This window comes from Myxococcales bacterium, from assembly GCA_016712525.1.
In the GTDB taxonomy this organism is placed as follows: Bacteria; Myxococcota_A; Polyangia; order Polyangiales; family Polyangiaceae; genus JAAFHV01.
Window position 1 is genome coordinate 2,948,572 of the sequence record JADJQX010000007.1, and the last position, 12,502, is coordinate 2,961,073.

General features: G+C 67.8%; 10 protein-coding genes. 7 read left to right on the forward strand and 3 right to left on the reverse strand.

The genetic code is table 11. From position 1 onward, the window contains the following. Nucleotides 1-624 precede the first annotated feature (624 nt). Nucleotides 625-1,149 (reverse strand): hypothetical protein, encoded by a 525-nt coding sequence (locus IPK71_29475; protein MBK8217879.1) that lies wholly within the window; start codon nucleotides 1,147-1,149, stop codon nucleotides 625-627. Between the two features lie 318 nt (nucleotides 1,150-1,467). Here IPK71_29475 and IPK71_29480 point away from each other — a divergent pair, with 318 nt between their 5' ends. The 3 genes from IPK71_29480 to IPK71_29490 all read left to right on the forward strand — a co-directional run bounded on the left by IPK71_29480 (nucleotide 1,468) and on the right by IPK71_29490 (nucleotide 4,698). Continuing rightward, nucleotides 1,468-2,577, forward strand: a complete 1,110-nt coding sequence (locus tag IPK71_29480; GenBank protein ID MBK8217880.1) for a hypothetical protein — start codon at nucleotides 1,468-1,470, stop codon at nucleotides 2,575-2,577. Next, nucleotides 2,574-3,890, forward strand: coding sequence for an IPT/TIG domain-containing protein (locus tag IPK71_29485; protein MBK8217881.1), 1,317 nt, complete (start codon nucleotides 2,574-2,576; stop codon nucleotides 3,888-3,890). Before IPK71_29480 ends, IPK71_29485 begins: the two co-directional genes overlap by 4 nt. A gap of 334 nt (nucleotides 3,891-4,224) precedes the next feature. Continuing rightward, complete coding sequence (locus IPK71_29490) at nucleotides 4,225-4,698, forward strand: hypothetical protein (GenBank protein MBK8217882.1); 474 nt, start codon at nucleotides 4,225-4,227, stop codon at nucleotides 4,696-4,698. Between the two features lie 196 nt (nucleotides 4,699-4,894). Here IPK71_29490 and IPK71_29495 read toward each other — a convergent pair whose 3' ends face one another. Continuing rightward, nucleotides 4,895-6,265 carry a TldD/PmbA family protein gene (locus IPK71_29495; GenBank protein MBK8217883.1) on the reverse strand — a complete coding sequence of 457 codons (1,371 nt, stop codon included), beginning with the start codon at nucleotides 6,263-6,265 and terminating at the stop codon, nucleotides 4,895-4,897. A 107-nt stretch (nucleotides 6,266-6,372) separates the two neighbouring features. On the opposite strand from IPK71_29495, the gene IPK71_29500 reads away from it, so the two are divergent. Beyond that, nucleotides 6,373-7,560: a hypothetical protein gene (locus IPK71_29500; protein MBK8217884.1), complete on the forward strand. Its 1,188-nt coding sequence runs from the start codon at nucleotides 6,373-6,375 to the stop codon at nucleotides 7,558-7,560. 14 nt (nucleotides 7,561-7,574) lie between these two features. Here IPK71_29500 and IPK71_29505 read toward each other — a convergent pair whose 3' ends face one another. Then, nucleotides 7,575-7,745 carry a hypothetical protein gene (locus IPK71_29505; protein ID MBK8217885.1) on the reverse strand — a complete coding sequence of 57 codons (171 nt, stop codon included), beginning with the start codon at nucleotides 7,743-7,745 and terminating at the stop codon, nucleotides 7,575-7,577. On the opposite strand from IPK71_29505, the gene IPK71_29510 reads away from it, so the two are divergent. The 3 genes from IPK71_29510 to IPK71_29520 all read left to right on the forward strand — a co-directional run bounded on the left by IPK71_29510 (nucleotide 7,738) and on the right by IPK71_29520 (nucleotide 10,280). Beyond that, nucleotides 7,738-8,241 (forward strand): hypothetical protein, encoded by a 504-nt coding sequence (locus tag IPK71_29510; protein ID MBK8217886.1) that lies wholly within the window; start codon nucleotides 7,738-7,740, stop codon nucleotides 8,239-8,241. The two genes, IPK71_29505 and IPK71_29510, sit on opposite strands and share 8 nt — an antisense overlap. 53 nt (nucleotides 8,242-8,294) lie before the next feature. After that, nucleotides 8,295-9,008, forward strand: a complete 714-nt coding sequence (locus IPK71_29515) for a hypothetical protein (GenBank protein ID MBK8217887.1) — start codon at nucleotides 8,295-8,297, stop codon at nucleotides 9,006-9,008. A 192-nt stretch (nucleotides 9,009-9,200) separates the two neighbouring features. After that, on the forward strand, nucleotides 9,201-10,280 hold the full coding sequence (locus IPK71_29520; protein ID MBK8217888.1) for a hypothetical protein: 1,080 nt from the start codon (nucleotides 9,201-9,203) through the stop codon (nucleotides 10,278-10,280). Nucleotides 10,281-12,502: the final 2,222 nt, after the last annotated feature.

Genomic DNA, 12,502 nt, shown 5'->3' on the forward strand with positions numbered 1-12,502 from the left:
TTGCGCCCCGCCAGCGCTCTTTAGCTCGTTTCGACGCACCGGCATACGTGGTCGGTCCCCCAGAGCCTTCATCGATGTGGCGTTCACGTCCCGGACGAGGTCGATTTGATGCATTTCTCCTCTTGACCTACCACATTCCGCCCCCCCAAACCCGGCTAGTTAGTGCCCGACCCCACGCCCCTGCACTACGTTGCGACTTGGAAGTCGTTCCCGGCCAACTCGCCGGTTGAGGTGCAGCAGCTCGTGTAGTTGGCCATCGCGCACCCCGTCGTACCCGACCGGGTCGCGGTCAAGAGGCGCATCCCTTACTCAACCGCGCGCGCCAGGCTCCGGGTCACCTTCAAGGCTCGTTCGACCCTTAGAGACCACCATCGCCGCAGCACCAAGCCTCGCGCGACCCTTCGAGACCACCGTCGCAAAAGATCCAAGCGTCGTTCGACGCTTCCGGAGCGCCCGAACCGCAGTCCCTAGGGTCGTTCGACCCTTCGGGATGACCCTGAGGGCACCCCCAAGGGTCGTTCGACCCTTCGCGCGCATCGCTGCGCGCTCCCACAAGGGTCGTTCGAGCCTTCGAGCGGGCCCGCCCGCCGCTTCCGGTGCTCAGCGGACCAGATACCTTCGCCGTTACTTCGTCTTCTTCGCGGCGCGGGTGCGCGCGCCCTTCCCATAGAAGTCAAGAGCCCCCGCGATCGACTTTCGGAGCTTCGGGTTCACGGGGGCGTTCGCCTTGGCGATGCCATAGGCCGGCACCGTGACGCTCTTCACGAATGCCGCTGACGCGAGGCGGTCGTCCGACACGGAGGTGAGGAGCGCCTCAAGATCGGCGGCGAGCGGCTCGAATGACGCGAGGCGCGCGAGCGCAGCCCTCGCAGGCGCGGTCTCGAGCGTGTGCGGATCCTGGCCGCCGTCGCGGTCCGCGAGCGAGACGAACAGCTCCGGGTGTGCGTCCACCGTGTCCAGAATGGTCGCAAGCGCACTGGTTTCGTCCTCGCGAAGGCGGCCCGGCGACACCCGACGTTCCTCCGCCGTCAACCTGGCCAGGCCTACCACCGCGAGCGCGCTTTTCACGAGCCCCAGCGCCCGACGCGCCTCGGAAACCGCTTCCTCGACCCCACCCCGCTCCGTGTTCTTCTTCGTCCTCGCCCTCATTAAACCTCCCACCTTTCCGGATGGTACCGGGCACCGTCGTGAACCGTCAAGCACCAGTTCTGAGCGCGACGCTGATGATGCTGCCTCCTCGAAGAAATCGCCCCGGCATGCCTTGACCCGACGGCAACGCAGGGTATGGATAGGTCTCGCATAAGGGGAGGGTTCGACGTCGCTAGGGGCGGTCGAAGGGGCGCATCCAGATCGAACGACCGCAGAGTGTTGGCGGGTCGGCAGCACCGAACCGTCCCAGGCCATTAGGCACTCCTACGCTGACATGTCGCAACTACAGTCGTCTCGTACTCGAAAGGCACGTCGACCATGGCATTCATCAACCCTGTGACCGATGACTCTGTGTCTTGGAGCCCAGCAGGAGCAACCAAGACCCGGACCGAATCAAGCCTGGTGCACGTCGCGACCGCGGACGACACCGAAACCACGCTACTGAGCGTCACGCCGCCAAACAACGCACTTTACTCGTTTCGCGCTACCGTACTCGGGCGTTACGGAACGCGAACGTACACAGCAGATCTCCGGGCCACATACAATCAAGTGTCAGGCACTTGGACGACAATAGAGGCACCGTGGGCCTGGAATGAGTTTCGAAGCGTCTTCCCGCAAACCGTTGCGGCGCGGTTCGACCGAGTCGGGTCCGCGGTACTCCTTAAGGTCACGGGTGAAGACGGCGTTGACGTCGACTGGTCGGCAAGCGTCAACGTGCACATCTTGTCAAACACTCCGCTCAATTCCAATATTGGAATCGACCCGGCAACGCTGAGCCTAACGGGCTACTGGCTCAACTACTCCGGAGGCACCTGGACGGGGACTGCAAGCGCCGGCGCGAGCGGAGGGCGGACCTTGGTCGCTGGCACGGTTCCCTCTGTCGGGCCAAACTTCGGCACTCATCCGTCCGCGGCCTTCAACGGGACCACCCAATACCTAGACAGTGCCCTCGACGCCGACGACTTTCTCTCGGCGACGGCCTACACCATGGAGGTCGTGTGCGACATCGGGGGACTGCTCGGCTCTGGCGCGATCTACGACGAGGCGCTAATCTTCGGCGGAACCTCGCAAATATACATATCCGTCTCAACATCCGGCGTCCAAGCGGGGCACTTCAACTCTGTGAGCGGGACCTGGCAAACTCCGAGAGTGGCGCTACCTGCCCTTGGAACCAAACTATGCATTCAGGTACGGTTCGGCGGCGGCACTATCGGCATTCGCGTAAACGGAGGCTCATGGGCAGAGAACCCAACGGCCGATAGCTGCGACATCCTAGGCTATCGCCAGATGCGCACCGGAGTAAACTACGACTCCACCAAGTTCTTTGACGGGCGCGTAGCGCGCATCTTCTGCACAAACACCGCCCTCAGCGACGCTACCCTTGACGGCACCTACGCACACGCGCAGAGCAACTTTGGTGTACCGTGAGTTTCCCCTTCCTTCAGGCTGGCAACGGCGGGGGGCCATGGGTACAGCGCGTAATCAACGGGGAGGCCGACTGGTCGCACCGCGACGGCGCGACCATGTGCGTGCTCGACTCAAAGCGCATTCTTCTCATAGGGGGCTGGAATCCAGGCCAGTGGGCCACGGAAAGCACCAACGAGATATGGAAGAGCGACAACGGCGGGAAGACATGGGAACTACTACTAAGCCACAACCAAACCCCGCCAACGTCCGGAGCGGGCGCTCGATTTCGTCCAGTTCACACTCCAGCGGCTGTGGCCTGCGACGGATACTTCTACCTAATTGGAAGCGATGCCCAAACTCCTCATTCTGAGGTATGGCGCACGTCCCTAGCGGGCACGGGCGAGGTTTGGGAGCGGCGCACTGCGACGCTCCACGCTGACTGGGACGACAGGGCACTTGGCATAGCCGGATCGCTGGACGGAGTTCTGTACGCCATGGGCGGAATGCTCGACGTCGAGACGCCGTCTTCGGCCCAGAACGACGTCTACGAGTCAACAGACGGCGGTGCCACCTGGACAAAAATGAACATCGCGGTTCCGTGGTCTCCGAGGGCAGGGGTGTACGGAATGCCGCTCATCGGAGACCGAATCTTTTTGGTGTCTGGGGGAGTCTACGCGGACGAATGCTTCGACGGCGTTTTCGCGTTTGACGGCGCGGCATGGTACACGATAAATGCCGATGGCACGTCGCCGATTCCATTCGGAAGCGGTGCGGGGCAAACCGCAGGCCGCTACTACCACTCTGTACTGCGGACTCCCGACGGACGAGTCTGGATTGTAGGGGGCTCTGCACTGGACCCCGCGAACAACATCGGGCTCGGAAGTGTTTGGGGAATCGCGGCGTCAGATGACAACTGCGAAACATGGTTCCATTTCAATGATATCGCATGGGGAGCGGGGCTAGGGACCCACGCCGACGCACTAGCGGTGTTCGAGAACAGAATAGTCCGTGCGAGTGGAAATGCATTCGATCGCGCCACACTTACTATAAATCGAGAGGCAATTCCACCAAGTCCAACTATCGTATCGTGCGCTCCGTCGACAGGGCCGACCTCGACGGTCACAACGATCACGGGGACAGGCTTCGCTCAAGGAGTCCTCGGGGTCTACGTGTTTAACGGTGGTGGGCCAGTGGAAGCCGCGAACTTTGCCGTGGTGAGTGACACCGCGCTGGAAGTCGAGATGCCCACCTTTCCTGGTGCGGTCGTCTACTTCATGGTTTTTGGCCCGGGCGGTCAAGGATACGATAACTCTTTTTCGTTCACCTACATTTGAGGCACCATGATCTCTCGTCCCATCCTCACTCGCCTCACGTGGGCGGCGCCGGCCATCCTCTTCGTCGCGTGCTCCGCGACACTCCCTCTGCTCGACGAGAACGACGCTGGAAGCCGCGACGCGAGCGGGCCGGACGTGGTCTCGCCACCTCCCGACGCTGACGGCCCCATCCCCGCCGATGGAGGCACGGACGGAGAGCCGCGCGACGCCGCCCCCGACGTCTCCCTCGCGTGCGCGCCCGGGCCGCTCATGCAAGACGGCAGCGTGGTGTTCGGCTGCGTTCCCACCTCCGTGAGCTTCTCGACCACGCTCGCGGAGCCGAGGGAGGTGGGGCGTGCGCGCCTGGCACGACCCCTTTCAGGAGAACGGCGTCGACTGTTGCATCACGGGCGCCGACGCATCGGTCGCGGACGTGCCGGTGCCCGTGACGTTCGACGTGGACAGCGGGGTGCTAGTATGGAACGGGCGGGTCTTCGCGGCCATGCCCGGTCCTGAGTACAAGGTCTTTCCTCCCACGAACACCGAAGAGACGTACGACGCCGCGGCCTCCGTCCTCGCTCGTGGCGGGGCTTCGCTCGCGGCGTACGAACGCTTCTTCCGCGTCTATCGGGCCGCCGACGTGCCAGGCGGCGACTTCGACATGAGCACGTACACGCGTGTCACGCTCGACCTCGACGCCGGCACCTTCGCCCTCCGCAGCGAACGGCGTCCGAACGCGATTTACACGATGACCTGCAGCTCCAGGGCGCGGGTTCGCATGACGACCCCCGAGGTGCCGTTGGGCGCACGCGACGCGGCTCGGGACTGAGGCTAGGGGCAACGGGGGGCCTCCCCCTGGCCGCTCGGAGGCTTCGCGCGAGGGGGTGACTCGGGCGTCGCGGGGGCGCGAAGCCGAGAACGGCCTTTGGGGGAGGCCGCGGGCGCGCAGGCCGTTAGGCCGAGCACCCGCGGGTGGGGGCACCCCTGGCTCGCTCTCTCGTGCTCTCTCTCCTGCGCTCGCGCGCTTACTCTTCCTCGGCGCCGCCCGCGACGGTCATCTTGGCGACGCGGAACGTGGGCGACGCGGTGGACGTGCGGAGGTCGAGGTCGGAGCCGACGGCGTCGATCGTCTTCCAGAGCTCGTCGACGTTGAGCGAGATGGTGACCTCGGAGACCGGGTACGTGATCTCGCCGTCCTCGATCCAGAAGCCGGAGGCGCCGCAGGAGAAGTCGCCCGTGACGGCGTTGAAGCCGAAGCCCATCATGTCGGTCACGAGGCCGCGCTTCGTGCCCTTGACGATGGACTCGGCCGAGTCTTTGCCGGGGGAGAGCACGAAGTTCGAGGTGGTCGCCGAGACGCCCGCCGAGCCGCCGCGCGACGCCGAGCCCGTGCTCTTGCGACCGAGCTTGCGCGCCGAGTAGCTGTCGCACAGGTACGTGCGGAGGATGCCGGCCTCGACGACGAGGTTCTTGCGGCTCGCGAGGCCTTCGCCGTCGAACGGGCGGGAGCCGGGGCCGCGCACGATGAGCGGATCGTCGACGACCGTGACGAGATCGCTCGCGACGCGGGTGCCCTCGCGGCCGACGAGGTAGCTCGATTTGCGCCAGATGGAGCCGCCCATGACGCAGCCCGCGAGGAGGCCGAGGATGGAGCGCGCGGCGTCCGGATCGAAGACGACCGGGACCTCGCACGTCGCGACGGACTTCGCGCCGAGCTTGCGCAGCGTGCGGCGCGCAGCCTCTTCGCCGACCTTCTTCGGATCGTCGAGCTCGTCGAGGAAGCGCTTCGCGGTCCAGTGGTAGCCGCGGCGCTTCTTGCCGCCCTCGTCTTCCGCGATCGGGACGACGCTGAGCGACTGGTACGAGCCCTTGTAGGCTGCACGGAACCCGCTCGAGAGCACGATGGCGGACCCGCCGGCGACGCGGCTGAAGCTGCCACCTTCGCTGTTCGTGAGGCGGGGGTCGACCTCGAGCGCGGCCTTCTCGCCGCGCGTGGCGAAGTCGAGGGCGGTCTTCGCGTCGATCGAGCCACCCGCGGGATCGTAGAGGTCGAGGTCGGGGGCGGCCTTGGGATCGCAGAGCTCGCTCGGATCGGCGGGGCCGGCGAACTCGTCGCGCTGGCAGAGGTCGGCGAGCTCGAGCGCGTCGGCCACGAAGCGGCGGAGACCCGCGTCGGAGAGATCGCTCGTGGAGGTGCTGGCAACGCGGCCGCCCTTGATGACCCGGAGCCCGGCCGAGCTCGTGCCGGCCTCTTCGACGAGCTCGGGCTTGCCGAGGCGCACACGGACCGAGAGCTCGGCCCCGCTGCGCACGATGCACTCGGCCACGTCGGCCCCCGCCCGTCTTGGCGTCGGCGACGATTCGGTCTCCCAAGGCGAGCAGGTGGTCGAGCTCACGGTCGTTCGGCATGAGGCGGGAGCCTACCAAACTTTGGCCGGAAGAAAGGCCTCATCCACGCGCGAGGGGCTTTGACGAAAGCCGGAAGCCTTGAGAGCATCGTGCGATGCGACACGTTCATGCGCCCACCTGCGCGCTCGGAGCCGGCCTCGCGCTGTCGCTCGCCCTCACGGTGCCCCTCGCGAACGGCGACGACCGCCCACGCACCATCGCCCCGAGCGAGATCAAAGAGGGCATGAAGGGCTACGGGCTCACCGTGTTCAAGGGCATGACGCCCGAGCGGTTCGACGTCGAGGTCGTGGGGGTGCTCCACAACTTCCGCCCGTCGCAGGAGCTCATCTTGGTGAAGACGCCGCACCCGCGGCTCAACGTCACCAAGAACGTGCGCGGCATGAGCGGGAGCCCGATCTACTTCGACGGCAGGCTCGCCGGCGCGTACGCGTACTCGTGGGCGATGTTCCAGACCGAGCCGGTCGCCGGGGTCACGCCGATCGCGCCCATGCTCGCCGAGCTCCGGAGGCCCATCCCGCCAGGGTTCTCGCCGCTCGACGGGCGCGCTCCTCTGGCGCTCGGCCAGAAGCGCGAGGCCCACGCCGAGGTCACGCGGCCCGAGCGCACAGACAGACCTCGTAAGGGAGGCACCCCCGGAGAGTACGACCTCGCCGCGCACACGAAGCAGATGCACGCGCGCTTCGCCCCCGATCCCGCGCGGCCCCTCGTGCCCGCGGCCACGCCCCTCATGATGGGCGGCGTGGGCGATCGCACGGCGGCCTACCTCCGCAAGGTGTTCGCCCCGCTCGGGCTCGAGCCGATGCAGGCGGGCGGCGGGCAAGCGCAGCCCTCGGCCGACGCAGGGGAGCACTTCGTCGACGGAGGCTCGCTCGGCGTGGCGCTCGTGCGCGGCGACGTGTCGTTCATGGGGCTCGGCACGGTGACGCACGTCGAGGGCTCGAAGGCCACGGGCTTCGGGCACCCGATGATGGAGGCCGGCACGTGCGCTGCCCACGGCGCTGGCGAAGGTGCTCTGGATCTTCGCGAGCGATCAGCACTCGTCCAAGATCGGCGAGCTCGTGAAGCCGCTCGGCACGCTCGTGCAGGATCGTATGAGCTCGGTCGTGCTCGACGAGAAGATCGTGGCCCCGGTGTTCCCGCTCTCGGTCGAGGTGAAGGGCGCGGTGGGCGCGCCGAAGACGTCCTGGAAGACCGAGGTCTCTGCCGACAAATTCATGAGCCCGCAGCTCACGGCCGCCGTGTTCGGGGCGGTCATCGAGGCCACCGCGAACGAGCGTCGTGACGTCACCTGGAAGCTCACGTCCAGGTGACGGTGCGCGGCGCGGCACCTTCGACCTCGAGGACTTCGGCGTCGCGACCGGCGGCATGCCCGAAGGAGGCGACTTTACCCGCGTGATTCGCTTCGTCGGCGACGTGCTCAATAACCCGTGGGAGATCGCCCACATCGACAAAATCGAGCGTGCTCACCCTCGACTACTCGCGCGATCTCTACCGCCTGAAGGGCGCCGAGCTGCTCGACCCGCAGGTCGACGCGGGGGGCAAGGCGCGCATCCGCCTGAAGCTCCAGCCGCAGTACGGCGCCGAGGTGTCGCGTGTCGTCGAGGTGCCGCTGCGCGAGGGGCTCGAGGGCAAAGAGGTAGACCTCGAGATCCTGCCGGGGTACGCCGTCTCCCCCGAGGTGGCCGCACCTCAGAACCTCTCCGGATCTGTTGGCGAATTCGCAGAAGCAGTACGTGACGCCCAAGGCGCTCGTCGTGCAGTACCGCGTGCGCCAGAACGGCGTCGCGTTCGCGGGCAAGGTCGCCCCGGAGCTTCCGTCGTTCGCGTTCGATCTCCTCCGCCCGCAGACGGCGACGTCGGCCCCGAGGCCGTCGCGTCCTACGCGCGCACCATCGTCCCCATCGAGAAGTACATCGACGGCAGCGAGCGTGTGCGTGTGCGTGTGCGGTCCGTCCTCCGTTGAGCTTCGCCGGGCGCGCCGCCCTCCCCTCTTCTCTCTCCCCTGGTGCCCTCCCCATGATGCCTCGCTTTCGCTCGTTCCGTGCTCGCCTCCCCTCGCGGCCTCTACCGCCGGTCGTCGCGCTCCCCGCGCACGCCGTCGGCACCCGCACCTTCGTGCTCGACTCGATCGAGCGCCTCTCGGGCGGGGATCTCAAGGGTGTCGCCGTCGGCTCGGACGGCGTGGTCCGCGCGGGGCTGACGCTCGGCAACGCGCCCCTCGGGAGCGACGTAGGCCAGCTTCGCGGCCCTCGCGCTGAAGGACGGGAGCGTGCTCGTCGGCACGAGCCCCAGGGCAAGATCATGCGCGTCGTGGGGACGCCGCAGCCCTACGCCGACACGGGTGGCCTCGCGGTGACGGCCCTCGCCGAGCTCAAAGACGGCACGGTGATCGCGGCCACCATCCCCGACGGCAAGCTCTTTCAAGGTCACGCAGGGCAAGGTCACGCCGTTCGCCACCTTGGACGACGTCGCCTACGTGTGGTCCCTCGCGGTGGACGCGCAAGGCACGGGCGTCTACGCGGCGACGGGCGGCAAAGAGGGCAAGGTGCTGCACGTGCGGGCCGGGTCGTCGAGGTGGTCTACAAGAGCGACGAGCCGCACCTCGTGTCGGTCGCGCTCGCCCCGAACGGAGACGTGTACGCGGGCTCGAGCGGCAACGGGGCATCCTCTACAAATCAAGGGGGCCCGGGCGCGCCGAGGTCCTCTACGACTTCCCCGGCGAAGAGGTGAAGGCCGTGGCCGTGGCGAAGGACGGGACCGTCTTCGCCTGCGCGAACGAGTACGGCGAGCCACCCGAGCCGCCCAAGCGGAGCCCGTCGCCGTCGGTCCCGGTCGCCGCAAGGGCCCACGACGAGCGCGAGGCCCAAGGCCGGCGCGGGTGTACTCTACAAGTTCGATCCGCAGGGCCGCCCCGAGAAGCTCATGGACCACAAGGAGCACCACTACACGGCGCTCTGGGTGGACGAGCGAGGGCTCCCGCACGTGGGCACGGGCGCCGAGGGGCGCGTGTACACGGTCGACGACACGCACGCCGTGACGCTCGAGGTCGACACCGACGAGCGCTCGGTGGGGGCGGTCATGATCGCGAACGGCAAGGGCTTCGTGGCGACGAGCGATCCGCCCGTGCTCCACCGCGTGCTCGGCCAGGGCGGCGGCGAGGCGGTGGACGAGCAAGGTCCTCGGCACGACCCTGCGGGCACGCTTCGGGAAGCCTTGGCGCGGCACGGGCCGCCTCGAGTGTCGACGCGCACGGGCAACACGCAGACCCCGGATGGCACGTGGAGCGCGTGGAGCGCAGGCCAGACCCGGACCTTCGGCGTCTCGAGCCCGATGGGGCGCTACGTGCAAGTGCGCGCGCGCTTCGTCGACCCACGCGCCACCCTCACCGACGTCACCCTGCCCTTCGTGACCGAGAACGTGCGCCCCGTGGTGCTCGACGAGCGCGGGCCCCAAGAACGCGCCCGCCAAAGAGCCTCGCGACGGCATCGTGGCCTCGGGCGGCGAGATCCCGAAGCGCGACGCGACCGTGAAGATCTCGTGGAAGGTCGACAACCCCGACTCCGACGCGCTCCGCTACCGCGTCTCGTTCCGCAGAGGAAGGCGCGAGCACGCTCTACGACGCTGACCAAGCCCGACGAGACCTTCACCAAGACCGAGCTCGAGTGGGACACGCAGGCGATCCCCGAGGGCAAGTACCGGGTGCGCGTCGAGGCGAGCGACGATCCGAACGGGCCCTCGCGACGCGCAGAAGCACGCCAAAGAGAGCGACGCCTTCACCATCGACAACACCCTCCGCAGATCGCCGATCTCCCAGCTCGCGGGTCGTCGGCTCCGCCTGCGCGCTCGCGACACGGTGTCGAACGTCGTCCGGGTCGAGGTCGCGTACGACGGGCGCACCGAGTTCCGCCCCGTGAGCCCCCAAGACGGCATCTTCGACTCGTCCGACGAGGCCATCGACGAGGACATCGGTTCCCCTCGTGCCGCCCGGCGCCCACGTCGTGACGGTGCGGGTCTACGACGCCGCCGGAAACGCCACGAGCCGCGAGGTCGACGCCAAGTAGAGGGTGCGAGCAAGGGCTCCTCGGGCCGGTTCGAGGGCCTTCGCGCGCCCTCTTGCGCCCCGGGCAGCTCGGGTAGCGCCTTCGCCCGTCGTATCGCGACTTTCTGAAGTCATGGGCCACGCCCGAGGCGTGCCCGCACCGCCCGCAATAGCTAATAAATTCGGGCAGTTGAATGCCCGACCAGGCGCCCTTAGGCGCGGCATGAGGCGTGAATAAGAGAATCGCCGAAGCCATGGCCGACACTCCCGCCACTCCACGCTCCCTGCCTCGAAGGCCCCGCTCGCCGGCCCTCGGGGGAGCGCTCGCGGTCCTCGCCATGCTCGGGCTGCCCCTGTCGGCGGTCGGTGGTTGCTCGATTTCGGCGTCGAACGACGCGCTGTCGGCCGACGGGAGCGCCCCCCCGAGATTATCCCGACGGGCTCCGCGTCTCTCACGAGCGACGAGGCGCGGGAGACGTCGACGCCAAGAGCCTCTCCCGCGGCAGCCCGCTCTGCCAAGCCACCAAGACCACCTGCTGGCCCGACGAGGGCGCCGTCTCCTGCGGGAGCGCCTGCCGCCGACGCCGGGGCCATCGACGGGGAACTCGAGGTCGACTTCCTGCCGCGTCACGTTGGAGGTCCGTCAATACCCCCTCAGGCGGGGCGCCCGGGCGACATGTGCTCGAGCTCGTCCGACTGCGCCGCGGGGTCCGACTGCATCTTGCGCGCCGACGGCATGGGCCAGTGCCGAAGTACTGCTGCGGGGGACGTGCTCCAACGTGGGCTCGCCGAGCGGAGGCGCGACCTTCTGCGACGTGGTGCAGCTGAACGAAGAGGCGAGCGTCATCGTTCCGGTGTGCATGCCCGTGAAGGCCCTGCAAGCTCCTCACGAGCGGGCAGTGCGAGCAGGGCGAGACGTGCGCCATCGCCGCCGACGACGGGACCACGAGCTGCGTCCGCGTGGGGGCAGGCCAAGGCCGGCGAAGCGTGCGACGATACCCACTGGGGGGCGGGGCTCACGTGCGTGGGCAAGCCGGGCGCAAGGAAGTGTTTCCAGTTGTGTCGCGTAAGCGCCGTCGCGCTTGGGCGACTTCGTCTGCAAGCCGAGCTCGCTCATCCGCGATACGGCCATCGGTCTCTGCCAGGGCCGCTGAGCACGAGAGCCGGCGACGGATCGGGGCGCACGGGCGAGCCGGCCGTGCGACGTAGACGTGATCCGGCCCGCGCGCCGGCCCTGTCGCCGTCCGTGATCCGTCCGGAGATCCCACCGACGTTGGCGCCAACCTACGAAATGATTCAGAACCACCGGCAGCCGCAACGCAGCCGTGAGGTACGGCTCGGCCGCTCAGAACGTCAGCCCAGACGCGTAGTCGGCATCGACGTCCGAGCCCGCGAACGCTCTCCGATCGAGATGGCCGGGGGCCACCAGGAAAATCGGCCGGGCCACCCGTCTTGGTCGAAAACCCAAGAGTTTCGCGTTCGAAGCTTAGGCACGCGGCCTGCTCTTGGCGGGCATGCGAACGATCTCGAACGAGGCCATCCCCAAAACGGTAGTCGACCCCCGGCTCGCTCGACGTGCTCTCGACACGCACGTCCTGGCGAGCGTGCGCAAAAGGCCTCCGAGGGGGGCGGCCATGGAGGCTGCGGCGAAGGCCCTCGAGCGTGCCGGGGAGTGCTCGGTTGGCGAGGCTCGGCCGGCGAGCTCGGCGCCCTCGGGGCCGAGGCGCGCACCGGGTCGAACGCGCTCGTGCTCGGAGGGGGCGCTCTCCCCGCCCCCGCCGGTCACAGATCGAAGACGCGTCACGGTGGTGATTGTTTGCGCGTGGGCGATGAGCCTCGCGCACCACCGAGCACGAGGAGCTATGGATGCTCGCGCTCGATATGGGCGCAATCGGCTCGACCGCGCAGTGCGTCGCACGAGAGAGAGGGCCATGCGCTCTCGATCCGCGCGGGGGGCATGCTCGCGTGCGCCCTTCGTGAAAGAGCTGCGCGGCTTCTTGCTGGTACAACCACCAGGCGGAGATCCGTCGCCGAGCGACGCCGACGCGACGCTTCACGCGCGCCGTGGCTGAGGCCGCGGCCATCGGTAGAAGTCCCCTGCTCGACCGTGGTCGTCGCGGGCCCTCGGTACGCCTCGGTGCCCTTCCCCGCCGATGGGGAGACCCGCGTGGCAACCCCTCGTGGC